Annotated in this window: 15 protein-coding genes; 8 read left to right on the forward strand and 7 right to left on the reverse strand. The window is 72.6% G+C overall.

Translation table 11 applies throughout. The features are described 5' to 3' along the window. Nucleotides 1–69: 69 nt before the first annotated feature. The 3 genes from K7C20_RS23400 (at nt 70) to K7C20_RS23410 (ending at nt 5,487) form a co-directional block, all read left to right on the forward strand. Nucleotides 70–1,044: a protein kinase family protein gene (locus K7C20_RS23400; RefSeq protein ID WP_053210299.1), complete on the forward strand. Its 975-nt coding sequence runs from the start codon at nt 70–72 to the stop codon at nt 1,042–1,044. 7 nt (nt 1,045–1,051) lie between these two features. Continuing rightward, on the forward strand, nt 1,052–3,295 hold the full coding sequence (locus K7C20_RS23405) for a protein kinase domain-containing protein (RefSeq protein ID WP_078953575.1): 2,244 nt from the start codon (nt 1,052–1,054) through the stop codon (nt 3,293–3,295). 92 nt (nt 3,296–3,387) lie between these two features. Next, on the forward strand, nt 3,388–5,487 hold the full coding sequence (locus K7C20_RS23410) for a protein kinase domain-containing protein (RefSeq protein WP_053210298.1): 2,100 nt from the start codon (nt 3,388–3,390) through the stop codon (nt 5,485–5,487). A 122-nt stretch (nt 5,488–5,609) separates the two neighbouring features. On the opposite strand, the gene K7C20_RS23415 is transcribed toward K7C20_RS23410, so the two are convergent. The 7 genes from K7C20_RS23415 to K7C20_RS23440 form a co-directional block, all read right to left on the reverse strand. After that, nucleotides 5,610–6,176 (reverse strand): DJ-1/PfpI family protein, encoded by a 567-nt coding sequence (locus K7C20_RS23415; RefSeq protein WP_030087111.1) that lies wholly within the window; start codon nt 6,174–6,176, stop codon nt 5,610–5,612. Nucleotides 6,177–6,236: 60 nt separating this feature from the next. Next, nucleotides 6,237–7,067 (reverse strand): MOSC domain-containing protein, encoded by an 831-nt coding sequence (locus K7C20_RS23420; protein ID WP_030087113.1) that lies wholly within the window; start codon nt 7,065–7,067, stop codon nt 6,237–6,239. Between the two features lie 105 nt (nt 7,068–7,172). Next, nucleotides 7,173–7,787 carry a nucleoside triphosphate pyrophosphatase gene (locus K7C20_RS23425; protein ID WP_053210297.1) on the reverse strand — a complete coding sequence of 205 codons (615 nt, stop codon included), beginning with the start codon at nt 7,785–7,787 and terminating at the stop codon, nt 7,173–7,175. Between the two features lie 44 nt (nt 7,788–7,831). Further along, nucleotides 7,832–9,316 (reverse strand): peptidoglycan D,D-transpeptidase FtsI family protein, encoded by a 1,485-nt coding sequence (locus K7C20_RS23430; RefSeq protein WP_053210296.1) that lies wholly within the window; start codon nt 9,314–9,316, stop codon nt 7,832–7,834. A 207-nt stretch (nt 9,317–9,523) separates the two neighbouring features. Beyond that, nucleotides 9,524–9,652 carry a morphogenic membrane protein MmpB gene (mmpB, locus tag K7C20_RS39030; RefSeq protein WP_280922033.1) on the reverse strand — a complete coding sequence of 43 codons (129 nt, stop codon included), beginning with the start codon at nt 9,650–9,652 and terminating at the stop codon, nt 9,524–9,526. A 127-nt stretch (nt 9,653–9,779) separates the two neighbouring features. Next, a complete protein-coding gene (locus K7C20_RS23435; protein ID WP_053210295.1) occupies nt 9,780–9,992 on the reverse strand; it encodes an acyl-CoA carboxylase epsilon subunit in 213 nt (70 codons plus the stop codon). A 40-nt stretch (nt 9,993–10,032) separates the two neighbouring features. Next, nucleotides 10,033–11,622 carry an acyl-CoA carboxylase subunit beta gene (locus tag K7C20_RS23440; protein ID WP_053210294.1) on the reverse strand — a complete coding sequence of 530 codons (1,590 nt, stop codon included), beginning with the start codon at nt 11,620–11,622 and terminating at the stop codon, nt 10,033–10,035. Nucleotides 11,623–11,753: 131 nt separating this feature from the next. Between K7C20_RS23440 and K7C20_RS23445 the strand changes: the two genes are divergently transcribed. The 5 genes from K7C20_RS23445 (at nt 11,754) to hutH (ending at nt 18,412) form a co-directional block, all read left to right on the forward strand. Then, nucleotides 11,754–12,656 carry a biotin--[acetyl-CoA-carboxylase] ligase gene (locus K7C20_RS23445; protein WP_053210293.1) on the forward strand — a complete coding sequence of 301 codons (903 nt, stop codon included), beginning with the start codon at nt 11,754–11,756 and terminating at the stop codon, nt 12,654–12,656. Between the two features lie 366 nt (nt 12,657–13,022). Then, nucleotides 13,023–14,306: an adenylate/guanylate cyclase domain-containing protein gene (locus tag K7C20_RS23450; RefSeq protein WP_053210292.1), complete on the forward strand. Its 1,284-nt coding sequence runs from the start codon at nt 13,023–13,025 to the stop codon at nt 14,304–14,306. A gap of 186 nt (nt 14,307–14,492) precedes the next feature. Beyond that, the gene (locus tag K7C20_RS23455) at nt 14,493–15,305 is read left to right on the forward strand and encodes an enoyl-CoA hydratase/isomerase family protein (RefSeq protein WP_030089003.1); all 813 of its coding nucleotides are present in this window, start codon (nt 14,493–14,495) and stop codon (nt 15,303–15,305) included. A gap of 339 nt (nt 15,306–15,644) precedes the next feature. Beyond that, a complete protein-coding gene (locus tag K7C20_RS23460) occupies nt 15,645–16,760 on the forward strand; it encodes a GGDEF domain-containing protein (RefSeq protein ID WP_053210304.1) in 1,116 nt (371 codons plus the stop codon). A 107-nt stretch (nt 16,761–16,867) separates the two neighbouring features. Continuing rightward, on the forward strand, nt 16,868–18,412 hold the full coding sequence (hutH, locus tag K7C20_RS23465) for a histidine ammonia-lyase (protein ID WP_030089001.1): 1,545 nt from the start codon (nt 16,868–16,870) through the stop codon (nt 18,410–18,412). Nucleotide 18,413: the final 1 nt, after the last annotated feature.

Consider the following 18,413-nt stretch of genomic DNA (forward strand, 5'->3'; position numbering starts at 1 on the left):
GCCGCCCGGGGCCGTGCGACACGCCCGGGTAGGCTCTCGCGCGGTGTCGTCGGACGGGGGAGGGTGCGGATGCCTGCATCGGTTGGGGGTGCGGAGGGCCGGGCGCGAAGGAGCGCGACAGGCCCCTACGCGGTGTTGCGGGAGCTGGATGACGCGGCGTCCGGCATACCCGTGCCGGAACGGCGGTTCATCGGACGCAGCGCGGACGGCGACCGTACGGTCCTGATCGGTGTGCCGCTGCCGGGCGCCGACCCCGGGCGGTTCCTGGCCGAGGCGGAGACCTCGCGCTATCTGCTCGGGCCCTGGTCCTCGCCGGCCACCGAGGTCGCCGCCCCCGGTGACGCGCCCTGGCACGCCCGCCCGTACGTGCCCGTGCTCCCGCTGCCCGCCGCGCTCACCGTGCACGGCGGCCCGCTGCCCGAGCGCACCGTACGGGCCGTCGGCGCGGCCCTCGTCGAGACCCTGGTCATCGGGCACGGGCAGGGCCTGGCCCATGCCGGTGTGTCGCCCGCGGCCGTGCTGCTGGCGGCCGACGGGCCCCGGCTGACGTGTTTCGGGGCGGCACGGGCCGCCGCCGAGGACGGCACCCCGCGCTCCGGGCTGCCGGGCCTGGAGTCGGGCAGCCTGCCGCCGGAGCAGGCGACCGGCGGGCGACCGCATCCGACGGGCGACGTCTACGCACTCGGTGCGACCCTCGCGTACGCCGCAACCGGATACACCGTGCCGGAGCGGGAAGAGCTCCCGGCCGCCCTGCGGACCGTCGTCACGGCCTGTCTTTCCCGGGACCCGGCGGCCCGCCCGCGCCCCGCCGAACTGCTCGACGCGTTCGGTCCGGTCGCCGGACCGCCCGCGCCGGGAGCCGGGCCCGCCGCCGGACCGCCGCCTCCCGCCACGGCGCTCGACGCCGCCGGAAACCCGGCCGGCCGCGCCGCCGCCCTGCTCGGTCCCGGCTGGCTGCCCGGCCGGATCATCGCGGCCCTCGCCCGCCAGTCGGCCGAGCTGCTCGCCGCCACCCTCCCGGTTCCGCCCGCCCCACAGGACTGACACCCTCATGCCCTTCCCCCTCGCCCATGACGACCCGCCCGGCCTCGGCACCTACCGCCTCCTCGCCCGGCTGGGCAGCGGCGGTATGGGCACCGTCTACCTGGCCCGCTCCCCGGACGGCCGGACCCTGGCGCTCAAGACGATGCACGCCCGGATCGCCACCACCACCGAATTCCGTACCCGGTTCCGGCTGGAGGCGGATGCCGCCCGGGTCATCGGCGGCCGGTACGGCGCACAGGTCGTCGATGCCGACCCGCTCGCCGAGACCCCCTGGATGGCCACCGAGTACGTGCTCGGCCCGCCCCTCGACGACGCGGTGGAGCTCGCCGGCCCGTTGCCCGAGGCGTCGGTACGCGCCCTGGGTGCGGCGCTGTGCGCGGCGCTCGGCCAGCTCCATCACTCGGATGTCGTGCACCGTGACCTCAAGCCGTCGAACATCATGGTCACGGCGCACGGCCCGAAGGTCATCGACTTCGGTATCGCCCGCGCCCTCGGCGACGACCGGCTGACCCACACGGGCGCCGCGGTCGGCACCCCCGCGTTCATGTCACCGGAGCAGGCCACCGGGCAGGAACACACCCCGGCCGGAGACGTCTTTGCGCTCGCCGGGGTGCTGGTCTTCGCCGCCACCGGCCGCGGTCCCTTCGGGGACGGACAGCCGGCGGACCTCCTCTACCGGGTGCGCTACGCCGAGCCGGACCTCACCGGGGTGCCTGGGGCCCTGGTCCCTGTCCTGTCCCGTTGCCTGGCCAAGGACCCCGCCGAGCGCCCGGCCACGGCCGAGCTGGCCGCCCAACTCCACGACGGCAGCGGGCATTTCGCCGACCAGCTGCCGGACGCGGTGCTCGCCGAGATCGGACGGCGGGCGAGCGAGGTCTGGCAGGTCGTGCCGCAGCGGCTGCCCGCACCGCCCGGCCGGCCGGCGACCGTGCCGTCCGCCGATGTCCCCGCCGCCCGTGGCCCCTCCCGCCGGGGGCTGCTGATGGCGGGCGCGGGCTCGGTGCTCGGCATCGCGGGGGCCGGGGCGGGGGTGTGGGCCTGGCTGAGCGGGAGCGGGCCGACGCCGGGGCCCGGCACCGGGCCGGGGTACACCCAGCCGAAGCCGGGGCCGAGCGTCAGCGCGGTGAAGAAGAAAAAGCTGGACTCGGTGTGGCAGAAGCAGTTCGGCGGCCCGGATGACGACCAGAACCCCGAAGTGCCCCTGCTCGCCGGTGACCAGGTCGTCCTGGTGGCCAATGCCGGGGCGCGCGGTGTGGACGCCAAGTCCGGTGCGTCCCGGTGGACGTTCTCGCTGTACGCGGACGACTCGTGGCAGGTCGCCTCGGACGGTACCCGCGTCTACCGCATAGCGAGGGACGAGCACCATGATGCGAATGGCGCGCTGAGGTCCGTCTCGTTTTTCCTCGCTCGCGTGGACCTCGCCACGGGCAAGGCCGGCAAGCGCCTCGCCCCGGTCTCCGACGCCCAGCACAACGGCCTCATCAATCGGTTGCTGGCCGTCGCCGACGACACGGCCTACCTGGCGATCTCACACGGGAAGATCAAGCGCTACGAACGCCAGCTTCCCTGGTCGGTGATGGCCGTGAACCTCGCCACGGGGAGCCGGAAGTGGACGGACCCGCTGCCGTTCCGCTCCGCCGAGAGCGACGAGAACCACTTCCTGTCCGCCAAGGTCGTCGGCGGCCTTCTGGTGGCCCTCCAGCAGATGAACGACGGCAAGGTCCGGGTCGTCGCCCGCGACATCCGCACCGGCAAGGTCGCCTGGGACAAGCCGTGGAAGGGCGCCGACCGGCGGCTCGTACGGGACCCGCTCACGGCCGATGACAAGCATCTCTACCTGGGCTACGGCCCGTTGCGGGCGCTGCGGCTGAGCGACGGCGGGCAGGCCTGGGACACGGCCGCCACCCGCCCAGGGAAGACGTACGGACCGCCGGCCCTCAAGGACGGGGTGCTGTACGCGGTGGAGAAGGAGCTCGGCCTGGTCGCGTTCGGCACCGGAAGCGGGAAGCCGCGATGGGCGGAGAAGAGCGAGGAGGGCCCACGCGCGGACCACGTCGTCCATCCGGTGGTCGGCTCCGCGTACGCCTACACATACAGCCAGACCGACCAGGTCCTCCGGGCCGTCGGCCTCACCTCGCACACCACCGAGCAGCTCTACAAGACCAGCGGGACCCGCTTCACCGCCCATGAGAAGAGCCGGATGGTCATCGCGTCCGGCCCCGACTTCCTCGCCGGCTTCCCCCTCCGCTGACTGCGCCGGAACGTGCCATCACGTGCCACAAGACGCCCGAACCCGCCCGGACCTGCCCGCACTTGCCTGAACCCGCCTGAAGGACACCGCCCATGAAACCCCTCGGCACCGGCGACCCCCTCCGCCTCGGCCCCTACCGCCTGCTCGGTGTGCTCGGCGAGGGCGGTATGGGCAAGGTCTACGTCGGCCAGGACGCCGCAGGCACCGTCGCCGCGGTCAAGGTGCTCCGGCCCGAGCTCACCGACGAGGCGAACCTCGCCCGCCGCTTCGTCCGCGAGGCGCAGGCGGCGACTGCCGTGACCAGCAAGGGTGTGGCCCGCGTCCTGGGCACGGACACGGAGGGCGGCCGCCCGTGGATCGCCACCGAGTTCCTGGCCGGGCCGACCCTCGACGAGGCCGTCGAGGCGTACGGACCCCTCGACGAACCGGCCGTGCGCGCCCTCGCCGCGTCGATCGCCCACACCCTGGCGGACATCCACGCCACCGGCCTGATCCACCGCGACCTCAAGCCCCCGAACATCGTCCTGACGTCGAGCGGCCCCCGCGTCATCGACTTCGGCATCGCCCGCCCCGAGCACGGCCTGACCCTCACCTCCACCGGCCAGGTCCCGGTCACCCCCGGCTACGGCGCCCCCGAACAGGTCCTGGGCCGGCGTGTGGCCTCCTCGGCCGACGTCTTCTCCCTGGGCGCCGTCCTGGTGTACGCCGCCGGCGGGCACCGCGCCTACGACGCCTCCCACATCGCCGCCCTCCAGTACAAGGTCGTCCACGACGCACCCGACCTGACCGGTGTCCCGGAAGCCCTGCGGCACCTCATCGCCCCCTGCCTCGCCAAGGACCCGGCCGCCCGGCCCGCCCCCGCTCAGATCGCCGCCGCCTTCGCACCACCGCGCGGCGCCGAACGGGCCTGGCGGCGCGGCCCGGTGAACCAGGCGATCAAGGAGCGGGAGAGCGGCCTCCACGAGCTGACCGCGGCGACCCTGCCCGACGGCGGCTCCGGCCGCCCGGTGGCCCGGCGCCGGCTGCTCACGGGCCTGGCGGCGGGCGGTGTGGTCCTGGCCGCGGGCGGCGGTGCCGCGGCCGCCTGGTGGCCCCGGGGGCCGCGGCAGTCGGCCGGCCGGCCCGACCTCTTCGCCTTTCCGCCCGCCGCCAGGACCCCGGTGGCGCATGTGCTCGACGCCGACAACGGCGACTACCTCGCCGGCGGTGAGGTGAAGCCGCTGTGGGGCCCGGTCGACGCCCTCGCCGAGGACACGCCCGCGCCCCTGCCCGTACGGGACGTCATCGTCTTCGGCGCGCGCGGCGGCGGGATCGCCGCCCACAACGTCGTGGACGGCAAACGCCGTTGGGCCGTCCGCGGCGTCAGCGCGCCCAGCCGCTACCTCTCGCTCTCGGACCGGCTGATCGCCGCCGCCGACGCCAAGGGCACGATCCGCACCTTCGTCGCCTCGACGGGCGAGCCCCGTTGGACCGTCGACGCCGAGACGAGCGCCTTGCTGGCCGCCGACGACGAGAACGTCTACGTCCTCACGAAGGACCACCGGCTCCGCGCCGTCCGCCGCTCCGACGCCACGATCCGCTGGACGGCGAAGATCTCCGCCGGCTACCGCACCAAGGTCGAGCCGCCGGGCGTCGTCGCCCACGGACGTCTGATCCTGGGCACGAGCGACGGCAATGTGTTCGCCGTCGATACGGCCGACGGCCACCAGGTGTGGGAACTGCGGGACCAGTGGGACCGGCTGGTCCGCCCGGCCGTCCACGGCACCACCGTCTACCTCAACGGCACGACGCTCACCGCCCGCCGCATCCGCGACGGCAAGAAGCTGTGGTCGCTCGACAAGCGGGACGCCTGGGACAAGCACGAGGACTGGGGCCCGGCGACGGTCTTCGACGACGACACCGTCTGCGCCGCGCACGACGAGTGGCCCAGCATCAGGAAGACCAGCGACGGCAGCGAGATCCAGGGCGGGAACGGAACGTCGGTCCGGTGGCTCCCGGTGTTCATCCACGGGCGCGCCCTCTGGTCCCTCGAGGGCGACCCCTGGTTCAAGGTGTTCGCCGCGGATCTGTCGACCGGCGTCCCCGTCCTGACGTACAAGCTCCCCGCGGCCGAGCGTTCCTGGCTGGTGGCGGACGGCAACCGGGTGTTCGTCCTCCACGGCACGTCGCTCTACGCGCTGCCGGTGCCCTGAGCGCCCGGTGGGCCTGGTATGCCGGGGCCCGGTGATCCGGAGCCGGGTGTGAGGGGGGACGGGGCCGAAGACCGCAGTCCGGCCGGGCCGGTGCCAGGCCCGGCCGGACTGCGGCGGGCCGCTCAGCCCTTCACCGGCGCATGCTCCCGCAGGACCTCCATGAACGCCCGCATCCACTCCGGCTGGTCGTTCCACGCACGCGCCGAGACGACCTTGCCGTCCACCACCGCCGAGCCGTCGACGAAGATGCCGCCGCCCATCGCCACATCCGGTGCGCAGGCCGGGTAGGCGGCGGTGCGGCGGCCCTTGAGGACGCCGAGGGGGGCCAGGGTGATGGCCGCGTGGCAGATGTGGGCGACGGGCTTGTCCTCGTCGAAGAAGTGGGTGACCACGCGGCGGTAGTCGGAGTCGTTGCGCAGGTACTCCGGGGCGCGGCCGCCCGGGAGCACCAGCGCGGCGTACTCCGCCGGATCGACCTCGGACAGGGCGAGGTCGGACGGCCAGGAGTGGCCCTCGCGCTCGACGTAGGTGTCGAAGTCGTCGACGAAGTCGTGCACCACGAACCGCAGCTTCTTCCGCGTCGGGGCCGCGACCTGCGTCTCGTACCCCTCCTCCAGCATCCGCTGGTACGAGTAGAAGAACTCCAGGTCCTCGGTGGCGTCACCGGCGATGATCAGGATCTTGGGCATGGTGCGGACTCCTCACGCTGGCATGGACCGGACCGATCCGGCCGATCGGGCCGTATCGGATCAATCGGTTCCCCATTCGGTGACCTCGAATGCGTCGCCCACCGCCACCTTTCCCGTCCCCAGCACCGAGAACTTCGATCCGAACGCGACCCCGCCCTCGGGCACCCGCCGGTACGAGGCCAGCGTGCGCAGCGGTTCCGGCCCCGCCTTGCCGCCGGTGCGCTGGTCGACGAGCGTCACCGCGCAGCGGACGGCGAGCTTGGCGAAACCCAGCTCGCCGCCGCCGACCGTGACCCGCCGGGCCCGGTCCTCGGTCTGCGGTGCGTCCCAGCCGTCGACGACGATGTTGGGACGGAAGCGGTCCATCGGGACCGGCGAACGCCCGGCCGCGGTGATACGGCGGTTGAGGTCGTCGAAGGTGGCCAGGGAGATGACGTGCACGGGGCTGCTGTCGGCGAAGCCGGAGGTGCCGGGGGTGAGGCCGTCGGTCACCCGGTCGTGCTCCGGCGCTGCGCGGACCAGCCGGCTGGCCGCGCCGAGCGCCTCGGAAAGCCACTCGGCCGCCCGGTCCCCCTGGTCGACCGCGCGGTACGGGTCACCGAACATCTCGACCTCACAGCGGGGTGACGGCCCGTCGCCGAGGTCGATGTCCAGGTGGAGGGTCTCCAACCCGGGGGCGTTCAGGGTGAGTTGCGTCCCGTCGGTGCTGACCTCGGGCCGTACCACCGCCAGCCGGGGGTCGGTGCGCTGGCTGCGGAAGACGCCTTCGGGGCCGACGACCAGGAAGCTGCGGTCGTGCGGGAGGCCGGCCGGGGTGAGCTCCGCCGCGGCCGCCGGGGTGCCGGCGCAGCCCTTGACGGGGTAGCTGATCAGTTCGGTGACAGTCGCCATGCGGGCAGCGTAGGACGGGGCCGCCGATGGGTGCCGTCCTTTACCGCCGGTGGGTGCACCGCCGTGCGGGCCGCCCGTCGCCGGACCCGGCCGGTCCGGCGAGACTCAGGTCCACAGGTCCGTGATCGCGACGTCCAGGCCGGCCAGCAGCCGGCGCAGCAGCGGCAGGGAGAGGCCGATGACATTGCCGGGGTCGCCGTCGATGCCGTCGATGAAGGGGGCGGAGCGGCCGTCGAGGGTGAAGGCGCCCGCGACGAACAGCGGCTCGCCGCTTTCGACGTAGGCGGCGATCTCGTCGTCGGTGGGGTCGCCGAAGCGGACCGTGGTCGAGGCGGTGGCGGATACCTGGCGCCCGCCCGCCGCCGTGTCGATGACACAGTGGCCGGTCTGGAGGATGCCCGAGCGGCCGCGCATGGACTTCCAGCGGGCGGTGGCGTCCTCGGCGTCCGCGGGCTTGCCGAGCGCCCGCCCGTCCAGCTCCAGGACCGAGTCGCAGCCGACCACCAGCGCGCCGGCGGTCTCCGGGCGGGCGGCGACGGCGGCGGCCTTCGCCTCGGCCAGTACGCGGGCCAGTTCGCCGGGCGTGGGGGCGGTGAGCGCATCCTCGTCGACGCCGCTGACGACGACCTCGGGCGCCAGCCCGGCTTGCCGCAGCAGGGCCAGCCGGGCGGGCGACTGGGAGGCGAGGACGAGACGGCGGGGGCGGGGCTCTTCGGTCATGCCCGCCATCGTACGGAGCCCGGGGGGCCGCCCGGGCGCCCGGACTACTTGTTGAGCACGGCCTCCATCACGGACTTCGCGATCGGGCCGCCCAGCTTGCCGCCGGCGATCTCCGACCGGGGGATGTCCATGTCCTTGGGGTCGACGAAGACGGCGACCGCGACCGGGGAGCTGCCGTCGCTCTGCTTGGCGTAGGAGACGAACCAGGCGTAGGGGCGCTCGTCGTGGACGTTCGCGCCGTGCTGGGCGGTGCCGGTCTTGCCGCCGACCGTCACACCGTCGATCTTGGCCTTCGAGGCGGTGCCCTCGTCGACCGTGTACTCCATCATCTCCTGCACCTTCTTCGCGGTGTCGGCGGAGACGGCCTGGGACTTCATCTTCGGCTCGATCTTCTCGATCGTCGACAGGTCGGGGCCGCGCAGCTCGTCGACGAGGTGCGGCATCATCACCTTGCCGTCATTGGCGAGGCCGGCGACGACCATCGCCATCTGCATCGGCGTGCTGGTGAGGCTGCCCTGGCCCATACCGGTCAGCGCGGTCTGCGGCTTGTCGAGCTTTTCCGGGTAGAGGCTCTTGCTGGCCAGCAGGTCGCCGAGGTCCTTGTCGTAGACGTCGGAGTTGAAGCCGAACTTCTCCGCGGTCGCGCGCATCTTGTCCTTGCCGACCTTCAGCGCGGCGTCGAGGAAGACGTTGTTGCACGACCACTGCATACCGGTCTTCAGCGACGCCTTGTCGCACGGTGCGCCCGCGACATCGTTACCGATCTTCGTCGTGCTCTGCGGCAGCTGGTACGGGGCGGGTGCGCCCGACGAGGCATTGATGTCCGACACCGCGCCGCTCTCCAGGGCCGCCGCCGCGGTGAGGATCTTGAAGGTGGAGCCGGGCGCGTAGGTCTCGCGCAGCGCCCGGTTGCTCAGCGGCTTGCTCTTGTCGGCGTCCAGCGCCTTGAACTTCCGGCCCTCGGCGTTGGAGATGCCGGTGAAGACCGACGGGTCGTAGGAGGGGGTGGAGGCGAGCGCGAGGACCCGGCCGTCGCGCGGGTCGAGAGCGACCACCGCACCCTTGGCGTTGAGGTCGGTCAGCCCCTTGTACGCGGCCTTCTGGGCCTTGGGGTCGATGGTGGTGACGACATCGGCGCCGCGCGGCTTCTTGCCGGTCAGGATGTCCTGGGCGCGCTTGAGGGCGAGCCGGTCGTCCTTGCCGCTGAGCACCTTGTTGTAGATGCCCTCCAGGAAGGACGTGCCCTGGGCCTGGGAGGCGAATCCGGTGACCGGCGCGTACATCGGGCCGTCCTTGTACGTCCGCTTGTACTTGAAGTCGCCGGGGGTCGCCACCGAGCCGGTGATCGGCTTGCCGTCGACGATGATGTTGCCGCGCGGGTAGGAGAACGCCTCGATCTTGACGCGCCGGTTGTGGGGGTCGTTCGCGAGCTCGTCGCCCTGGACGAACTGGACCCAGGTGGCGCGGGCGAGCAGGGCCAGCACCAGCACCCCGCAGAAGACGGCTATATGCCTCAGCGGCCTGTTCATCGCTCTCCCACTCCCGCTCGGCCGGCCCCCCGGGCGGCCGAGCACCCGAATTGCTCTGTCGAGAGGGAAAGAGGCGATTTCCGCGGTGATGGTTGCGGAAGGGAACTGTGAGGGTTACCTCCCCGGGGACGGGAACAGCCACCTCCCGGGCGCGCGAACGGCTGCCTCCCCGGGCGCGAACGGCTGCGTCCCCGGGCACGCGAACGGCTACCTCCCCAGGAGAAGGAGCATCATCACCACCGCGACCACGGCCAGCACGACGCCCATCCGGCGGAGCTTGGCCTGCACATCGCGCAGCTCCTCCGGAGGTTCATCGGGCGGATCTGACCACAGCATGTATCGATCCTGTGCCCGATGCGCCCGTGGCGCCTGAGTACGCGTACTCAGGCGCCACGGGCGTTATGGACTAGTCAATGCACTATGCACCGACCTGACGCGGCCGGTCACGGCATGACGTCACCGGTCAATGCGGCCAGTAACTCGTCCGCCAGGCCCGCGGGCCCGGGTGCGGCATCCGCGACCGTGCAGGAACCGTGGCCGCGGGGTCCGACCACTCGGTACCGCGATCGGTGCCCTGGGGCTCGGCGGAAGCGGCAGCCGCCGCGCGGACCTGCACCACCGCCAGGGCGGCGGCCAGCTCCTCGGGTGTGGGGTTGCCCCGTACGACCTTGATCATGGAGAACGGCTCCCTTCGCTGGTTCCGCTGGTTCTGCCGGTCAGAGCGGGATGTTGCCGTGCTTCTTCGGCGGCAGCGCCTCGCGCTTGTTGCGCAGCGTGCGCAGCCCGCGGACGATGTGCCGGCGCGTCTCGGACGGCATGATCACCGCGTCGACATAGCCGCGCTCGGCCGCGACGTACGGGTTGAGCAGGGTGTCCTCGTACTCCTGGATGAGCTCCTGGCGCCGCTCGTCCTGAGCGGCCGGGTCCTCGATCGCGGCCAGCGTGCGGCGGTGCAGGATGTTGACCGCGCCCTGTGCGCCCATGACGGCGATCTGCGCGGTCGGCCAGGCCAGGTTGAGGTCCGCGCCCAGGTGCTTGGAGCCCATGACGTCATAGGCGCCACCGAACGCCTTACGCGTGATGACCGTGATCAGCGGGACCGTCGCCTCGGCGTAGGCGTAGATCAGCTTGGCGCCGCGCCGGATGATCCCGTCGTACTCCTGGTCCGTCCCCGGCAGGAAGCCCGGCACGTCCACGAAGGTGATCACCGGGATGTTGAACGCGTCGCAGGTCCGCACGAAGCGGGCGCCCTTCTCCGACGCGTCGATGTTGAGGCAGCCGGCGAACTGCATCGGCTGGTTGGCGACGATGCCCACCGGATGCCCCTCGACCCGCCCGAAGCCGGTCAGGATGTTCGGCGCGAACAGCGGCTGGGTCTCCAGGAATTCGTGGTCGTCCAGGACGTGCTCGATCGCGACATGCATGTCGTACGGCTGGTTGGCCGAATCCGGGATCAGGACATCCAGCTCGCGGTCGGTGTCCGAGGTCTCCAGGTCCGCCTCCTCCGGGAAGGCCGGCGGCTCGGAGAGGTTGTTGGACGGCAGGTACGACAGCAGCCCCTTGACGTACTCGATGGCGTCCTTCTCGTCGCCCGCCATGTGGTGCGCCACACCCGAGGTGGTGTTGTGCGTCCGCGCGCCGCCCAGCTCCTCGAAGCCGACGTCCTCACCCGTGACCGTCTTGATGACGTCAGGACCGGTGATGAACATGTGCGAGGTCTGGTCGACCATGACCGTGAAGTCGGTGATGGCGGGCGAGTACACCGCGCCACCCGCACAGGGCCCGACGATCAGCGAAATCTGCGGCACCACACCCGACGCGTGCACATTGCGCCGGAAGATCTCCGCGAACAGGCCGAGCGCCGCCACGCCCTCCTGGATCCGGGCCCCACCGCCGTCATTGATCCCGACGACCGGGCACCCGTTCTTCAGCGCGAAGTCCATCACCTTGACGATCTTCTCGCCGTAGACCTCGCCCAGCGACCCGCCGAAGATCGTGAAGTCCTGCGAGTAGACACAGACCGGCCGCCCGTCGACGGTGCCGTAGCCCGTGACGACACCATCGCCGTAGGGGCGGTTCTTCTCGATTCCGAAGTTGGTCGACCGGTGCCGCGCGAACTCGTCCAGCTCGACGAACGAGCCCTCGTCCAGCAGCAGATCGATGCGCTCACGCGCCGTCAACTTCCCCTTCGCATGCTGCTTTTCCACTGCACGCGCGGAACCGGCATGCGTGGCTTCTTCGACCCGCCGCTGCAGATCCGCCAATTTGCCCGCGGTGGTGTGGATGTTTGCTTCCGGCTCGGACATCGGGATGCGGCTCCTGCTCGTCCTGGACTGGTGCTCGTACTGAGGGTGGTACGGGTTTGGCTACCGATTCGTAGCGTATCCGCGGGACTGCTCACCGGCACTGCGTCGTTGACCACACCTAGGCTGGTCCCATGACGCCTCAACCACCGGAAAACCGGGACAAAGATGCCGGTCGCTGGAGCGATCTGGGCCGCCCTCCGCTGAACGCCACGGCACTGCGCCGCGCCCTGGTGCGCCCCGGCTCGCTCTGGACCGCCCTGGACGTCGTCTCCGCCACCGGCTCCACCAACTCCGACCTGGCGGCCCGTGCGGCCGAGGGGGAGACCGAGGGCGCCATCCTGGTGGCCGAGCAACAGTCCGCCGGCCGCGGCCGCCTGGACCGCACCTGGTCGGCGCCCCCGCGCTCCGGCCTCTTCTTCTCCGTCTACCTCACCCCCCGCGTCCCCGTGGAGCACTGGGGCTGGCTCCCGCTGCTCACCGGAGTCGCCGCGGCCAGTGCCCTGACCCAGGCCGCCGGCGTCGACACGGCCCTCAAGTGGCCCAACGACCTGCTGGTAACTTCCCCGGACGCCGACGCGCTCCGTCCAGGGGGGACCCTCACGGAACGCAAGGTGGGCGGCATCCTCGCCGAACGCGCCGGTCCGGGCGTCGTCGTCGGGATCGGCCTCAACGTCTCCCTCACCGCCGACGAACTCCCCGTGTCCACTGCGGGATCCCTGACCCTGGCAGGCGCCACCAGCACCGACCGCGACCCGCTGCTGCGCGCCGTACTCCGCTCGCTGGAGCACTGGTACGGCGAGTGGCAGTCCGCCGACGGCGACCCCGTCACCAGCCGCCTCCAGGAGGCCTACGCCACGGGCTGCGCCACCCTGGGCCGCTCGGTGCGCGCCGAACTCCCCGGCGACACCGAAATCACCGGCGAGGCGGTGGCCATCGACAGCGACGGCCGCCTGGTCCTGGCGACCGCGGACGGCGTGCAGCGGCCCGTGGGCGCGGGAGACATCGTCCACCTGCGCCCGGCGGCGGAGGCCTAGGGGGAGACCCCCCCAGTCCCACGCGGTGGCGCCGGGGCCCGCCGGCACCGGTCACGGCAACCGGTACGGCGGGACGGGCGGCCCCCGGTCGCCCGCGGCTATGCAGGGGCCCGGTCCCGCCGGCCGGCACAGACACACTCGGCCTAGCCGCCACCCGGCAGGACGGCGCGGGGGCAACCCGCAGCGCCCCAGCCCCGCCGCCCACCGCCGCGCCGATACACCCCCGCCACTTCCGTGGTCAGGGCCGACATGTGAGAGTGAGCCAGAGCACACCTGCCGTATCGTTAAGGCGGTCCGCCAGGGAGCGGACCACCGGCGAGCAGTGATCGGAAGGGCAGTGCGCAGGGATCGGACAGGGAGCGGCCGGTGACCGCCGACGACTCGGGCGCCACCCCGCGCGACATGGACACCGAGGACGACGCCGTGCGCGACGTCCCCGTCGACGACCCCTCCGGGGCCGAGAACGGGAGCGCCCCCCACAACGCTGCCGCGAACAGCAACGCCGCCACCCACGGCGGCGCCGACGACGGCGGCAACCCCGGAGCCGAGCACGGCGCCGGTAACCCCGGAGCCGACCACGGCGACGAGAACAACATCGCCGTCCGCCTCGAACAGCTCATCCTCGGTGCCGACCGCCGCTACACACCGTTCCAGGCGGCCCGCGGCGCCGGTGTCTCCATGGATCTCGCGGCCCGCTTCTGGCGGGCCATGGGCTTCGCCGACATCGGCCAGGTCAAGGCCCTCACCGAAGCCGATGTGCTGGCCCTGCGCCGGCTGTCCGGTCTCGTCGAGGCCGGGCTGCTGAGCGAGGCCATGGCCATCCAGGTCGCCCGTTCCACGGGCCAGACCACCGCCCGTCTCGCCGACTGGCAGATCGACTCCTTCCTGGAGGGCCTCACCGAGCCCCAGGACTCCGGGCTGACCCGTACGGAGATCACCTACCCGCTGGTCGAGCTGCTGCTCCCCGAGCTGGAGGAGTTCCTGGTCTACGTCTGGCGGCGGCAGCTCGCCGCCGCCACCGGCCGCGTCGTCCGGGCCCAGGACGACGCCGAGATGGTCGACCGCCGGCTCGCCGTCGGCTTCGCCGACCTGGTCGGGTTCACCCGTCTGACCCGCCGCCTGGAGGAGGAGGAACTGGGCGAGCTGGTGGAGGCCTTCGAGACCACCTGCTCCGACCTGGTGGCCGCGCACGGCGGCCGGCTCATCAAGACCCTCGGCGACGAGGTCCTCTTCTCCGCCGACGACGCCGGTATCGCCGCCGAGATCGGGCTGCGGCTGATCGAGACGATGACCAACGACGAGACGATGCCGGAGCTTCGGGTCGGCATCGCCTTCGGCACGGTCACGACCCGGATGGGCGATGTCTTCGGCACGACCGTCAATCTCGCCAGCCGCCTCACCTCGATAGCGCCGAAGGACACCGTGCTGGTGGACGAGGCGTTCGCGGAGGAACTGGGCCGGATCGGGGACGCGCCGGTCTCCGAGGCCGACGCCGCGGCCGCGGAGAAGGCGGCCGCGGAGGGCACCGGCGCCCCGCCGCCGTCGTACCGCTTCGCGCTCCAGCCGATGTGGCAGCGGCCGGTGCGAGGCCTGGGCGTGGTCGAGCCATGGCTGCTGAGCCGCCGTAACGGCCAGGGCACGAACGACTGAGGCCCGCGCGTGGACCGGGCTGCCCTGAAACGAAGCCCGGACCGCGGCCCGCTCCGCCCCACCCCACCCAGGCCCGAGCACGCGGCCCCCTGCCCGGGACCCCCTCCCCGTCATCCCTGTTCCCCGGGCCCGCCCACCTGGCATGATCCCCACGTCAGGTCAACGCCCGTTAACTGGGAGGGTTGCATGGAACGGCAGGGGCAACGGCAACAATTCGGCGCGGACGGCTGGATCGCCGTCGAGCGGCACGGCTTCGTGGCGGAGCTGGTCATGGACCGTCCGAAGGCCATGAACGCCGTCTCGACGGCCATGGCCGACAGCCTGGCGCAGGCCTGCGCCGAGCTGGCCGCGGACCGCTCCGTACGGGCGGTGGTCCTCAGCTCCACCCATGAGCGGGCGTTCTGCGTGGGCGCCGACCTCAAGGAGCGCAACTCCTTCACGGACGCGGACCTGATGCGCCAGCGCCCGCACACCCGCGCCGCGTACACCGGCGTACTGGACCTGCCGGTGCCCACCATCGCCGCGGTGCACGGCTTTGCGCTCGGCGGCGGCTTCGAACTGGCGCTGGCCTGCGATCTGATCGTCGCCGACGGTACGGCCGAGGTCGGCCTGCCGGAGGTGTCGGTGGGCGTCATCCCCGGCGGCGGGGGGACCCAGCTGCTGCCGCGCCGGGTGGGCGCGGCGCGGGCCGCCGAGCTGGTCTTCACCGCCCGGCGGGTACGGGCGGCCGAGGCCGCGGAGCTGGGGCTGGTCGACCGGCTGGTGGCGAACGGGCAGGACCGGGCCGAGGCGCTGGAGCTGGCGGCCGGCATCGCCCGTAACTCGCCCGTCGGACTGCGTGCCGCCAAGCGCGCCATGCGGCTCGGGCACGGGCTGGACCTGCGGGCGGGGCTGGAGCTGGAGGACGGCGCCTGGCGCAGTGTGGCCTTCTCCGGGGACCGGGCGGAGGGCGTGGCGGCCTTCAACGAGAAGCGGGATCCGGACTGGCCCGGAGAGTGACCCGGGGGCGGGATGGGGCGGGGCGGTCGGCACCGGACGACCACTTTCCGCAGGCGCCGGGCAGGCCGCCCATGGTGACGCACCGTAAGGACGCCCCGCCCCCGCCCCGTGCCCGCTCGGCCGCCGCCGCGCTCCGGTCCGCCCCGGCCGCCCGACCAGGAACGACACGAGGAACGACGCGAATAACGCCTAGGTGTCAATCTCGCACGGAAAGGGGCGAAAGGGGTTAAACATTCCTACGCTGTAATACAGAGCGTGCTCACGGTGACGGAATGCGAGGATCCGGTGACGGGCGAGGGCGATGCGAGGCTGCGGGCCGTGGTGGAGCTGGCGCAGGCGATGGCGGCCGCGCACACTCCGCGCGAATCGGCGCACGCCGCGGCGCTGGGCGTGCGCCAGGCCCTGGGCGGCTCCTTCGCGGCGATCTCGAAGTGGGAGCGCGAGCTGGGCAAGCTGCGGGTGCTGGTCAATGTCGGCGAACTCGCCGACGGCGAGGAGGAGTTCCCGGACGACGAGAGCTACCCCGTCCATGAATTCCCGGAGATCGTCGACTTTCTGCACGAGCAGTGGGCGGGCGGCGGTGAGCCCAGCGCCTGGGTGGAGAGGGCCGAGGAGCCGCCCGGCGGCCCGGCTCCCACCGGGGTGGAAGGGGGCGGCTGCGTCAATCCGCAACGGGTGGCCGCGCTGCGCCGCCGCGGCCGGGGCTGCTGTGTGGTCGCGCCGATCGTGCTGCACGGCCGCGCGTGGGGCGAGCTGTATGTCGCGCGGCGTACGGGGGAGCAGGTCTTCGGCCGGGCGGACGCGGACTTCGCGAGCGTGCTCGCCGCCGTGACGGCCGCCGGGATCGCCCAGACCGAGCGGCTGGCGGAGGCCCGCCGGCTGGCCTTCACGGATTCCCTGACCGGTCTCGCCAACCGCCGCGCCGTCGATATGCGGCTGGACGAGGCGCTGGAGCTGCACCGCAGTGACGAGACGGTGGTCAGCCTGGTGGTGTGCGACCTCAACGGGCTCAAGCGGGTGAACGACTCGCGCGGCCATGCGGTCGGGGACCGTCTGCTGGAGCGCTTCGGCTCGGTGCTGTCCCTGTGCGGGGCGATGCTGCCGGGCATGCTGGCCGCCCGGCTCGGCGGCGACGAGTTCTGCCTGCTCGCGGTGGGCCCGCCGGCCGACGAGGTGGTCAAGGTGGCCGGTGAACTGTGTGACCGGGCGGGGGAGTTGGACCTCGGTGAGGGGGTCGCGGTCGGGGTCGCCTCGACCGGTGATCCGATCGGTCCGGTGCGCAGCGCCCGCCGGCTCTTCCGGCTCGCGGACGCCGCGCAGTACAAGGCCAAGGCGGCGCGGTCGGGCGAGCCGGTGGTCGCCGGGCGGCACGGCGGCAAGGAGGACCCGGTCGTCCGGCTCGCGGACGCCCCGGACCGGCGGACGGGGCCGGAGCGCCGCCGCTTCCGGAGGTGAGGCGTCGCGACCTTGCACGGCCCCGGTCCCTTGCGTACGCCCCGGTAAGGGGTGCTCGCGAAATCCGGTGGTGACATCCGGCGATTCAGTCTCTAGGGTGCCTGAATATGGATATGCACACTGTGGTGCTGGGGACGTCCGGCACGACCGCACAGGACGTCATCGCGGTGGCCCGCGGCGCGGCCCGGATCGAGCTGTCCGAGGAGGCCCTCGCGGCCGTCGCCACCTCCCGCGCCTTCATCGACGAACTCGCCGCCAAGCCCGACCCCGTATACGGCGTCTCCACCGGCTTCGGGGCCCTCGCCGTACGGCACATCAGCCCCGAGCTGCGCGTGCAGCTCCAGCGCAACATCGTGCGCTCGCACGCGGCCGGTATGGGCCCACGGGTCGAGCGCGAGGTCGTGCGCGCGCTGATGTTCCTGCGGCTGAAGACGCTCGCCTCCGGGCACACCGGCGTCCGCCCGCTCGTCGTCGAGACGATGGCCGCCATACTCAACGCCGGCATCACGCCCGTCGTGCACGAATACGGGTCGCTCGGCTGCTCGGGTGACCTGGCGCCGCTCTCGCACTGTGCGCTGACGCTGATGGGCGAGGGCGAGGCGGAAGGCCCCGACGGCGTCGTACGGCCGGCCGGTGAGCTGCTGGCCGCACACGGCATCGAGCCCGTCGAACTGCGCGAGAAGGAGGGCCTGGCCCTCCTCAACGGCACCGACGGCATGCTCGGCATGCTCGTGATGGCCTGCGCGGACCTCGCCCGGCTGTTCACCTCGGCGGACATCACCGCGGCCCTCTCCCTGGAGGCACTGCTCGGCACGGACAAGGTCCTCGCGCCCGAGCTGCACGCCATCCGCCCGCACCCCGGGCAGGCCGCCTCGGCGGCCAACATGTCCAAGGTGCTGGCCGGTTCCGGCTTCACCGGTCACCACCAGGACGACGCCCCGCGCGTCCAGGACGCCTACTCCATCCGCTGTGCCCCGCAGGTCGCCGGCGCAGGACGGGACACCCTCGCCCACGCCCGGCTCGTCGCCGACCGTGAACTGGCCGCCGCGGTCGACAACCCGGTCGTGCTGCCGGACGGCCGGGTCGAGTCGAACGGCAACTTCCACGGCGCGCCGGTCGCCTACGTCCTGGACTTCCTGGCCATCGCCGCGGCCGACCTCGGCTCGATCGCGGAGCGCCGTACGGACCGGCTGCTGGACAAGAACCGTTCGCACGGGCTGCCCGCCTTCCTGGCCGGCGACCCGGGCGTCGACTCCGGCCTGATGATCGCCCAGTACACCCAGGCCGCGCTGGTCAGCGAGCTGAAGCGGCTGGCCGCGCCCGCCTCGGTGGACTCCATCCCGTCCTCCGCGATGCAGGAGGACCACGTCTCGATGGGCTGGTCGGCGGCGCGCAAGCTGCGCACCGCGGTCGACAACCTGACCCGGATCATCGCCGTCGAGCTCTACGCGGCGACCCGTGCCATCGAGATGCGCGAGGGGCTGACGCCGGCCCCCGCCACCCGCGCCGTACTGGACGCGGTGCGCGGTGCGGGCATCCAGGGGCCGGGCGAGGACCGCTTCCTGGCCCCGGACCTGGCGGACGCGTATGCGTTCGTGCGGGCCGGGAAGCTGGTGGCGGCCGTGGAGTCGGTCACCGGCGAGCTGGCCTGAC

The sequence above is a fragment of the Streptomyces decoyicus genome (genome assembly GCF_019880305.1).
GTDB classification, from domain to species: domain Bacteria; phylum Actinomycetota; class Actinomycetes; order Streptomycetales; family Streptomycetaceae; genus Streptomyces; species Streptomyces decoyicus.

Excerpts from the sequence above, each read along its gene's own strand:
- K7C20_RS23435 (WP_053210295.1), bottom strand. The coding sequence starts at position 9,992 with ATGATCAAGGTCGTACGGGGCAACCCCACACCCGAGGAGCTGGCCGCC.
- K7C20_RS23415 (WP_030087111.1), bottom strand. The coding sequence starts at position 6,176 with ATGCCCAAGATCCTGATCATCGCCGGTGACGCCACCGAGGACCTGGAG.
- K7C20_RS23455 (WP_030089003.1), top strand. The coding sequence starts at position 14,493 with ATGGAACGGCAGGGGCAACGGCAACAATTCGGCGCGGACGGCTGGATC.
- K7C20_RS23445 (WP_053210293.1), top strand. The coding sequence starts at position 11,754 with ATGACGCCTCAACCACCGGAAAACCGGGACAAAGATGCCGGTCGCTGG.
- K7C20_RS23430 (WP_053210296.1), bottom strand. The coding sequence starts at position 9,316 with ATGAACAGGCCGCTGAGGCATATAGCCGTCTTCTGCGGGGTGCTGGTG.
- K7C20_RS23400 (WP_053210299.1), top strand. The coding sequence starts at position 70 with ATGCCTGCATCGGTTGGGGGTGCGGAGGGCCGGGCGCGAAGGAGCGCG.
- K7C20_RS23420 (WP_030087113.1), bottom strand. The coding sequence starts at position 7,067 with ATGGCGACTGTCACCGAACTGATCAGCTACCCCGTCAAGGGCTGCGCC.
- hutH (WP_030089001.1), top strand. The coding sequence starts at position 16,868 with ATGGATATGCACACTGTGGTGCTGGGGACGTCCGGCACGACCGCACAG.
- K7C20_RS23440 (WP_053210294.1), bottom strand. The coding sequence starts at position 11,622 with ATGTCCGAGCCGGAAGCAAACATCCACACCACCGCGGGCAAATTGGCG.
- K7C20_RS23425 (WP_053210297.1), bottom strand. The coding sequence starts at position 7,787 with ATGACCGAAGAGCCCCGCCCCCGCCGTCTCGTCCTCGCCTCCCAGTCG.
- K7C20_RS23460 (WP_053210304.1), top strand. The coding sequence starts at position 15,645 with ATGGCGGCCGCGCACACTCCGCGCGAATCGGCGCACGCCGCGGCGCTG.
- K7C20_RS23410 (WP_053210298.1), top strand. The coding sequence starts at position 3,388 with ATGAAACCCCTCGGCACCGGCGACCCCCTCCGCCTCGGCCCCTACCGC.
- mmpB (WP_280922033.1), bottom strand. The coding sequence starts at position 9,652 with ATGCTGTGGTCAGATCCGCCCGATGAACCTCCGGAGGAGCTGCGCGAT.
- K7C20_RS23405 (WP_078953575.1), top strand. The coding sequence starts at position 1,052 with ATGCCCTTCCCCCTCGCCCATGACGACCCGCCCGGCCTCGGCACCTAC.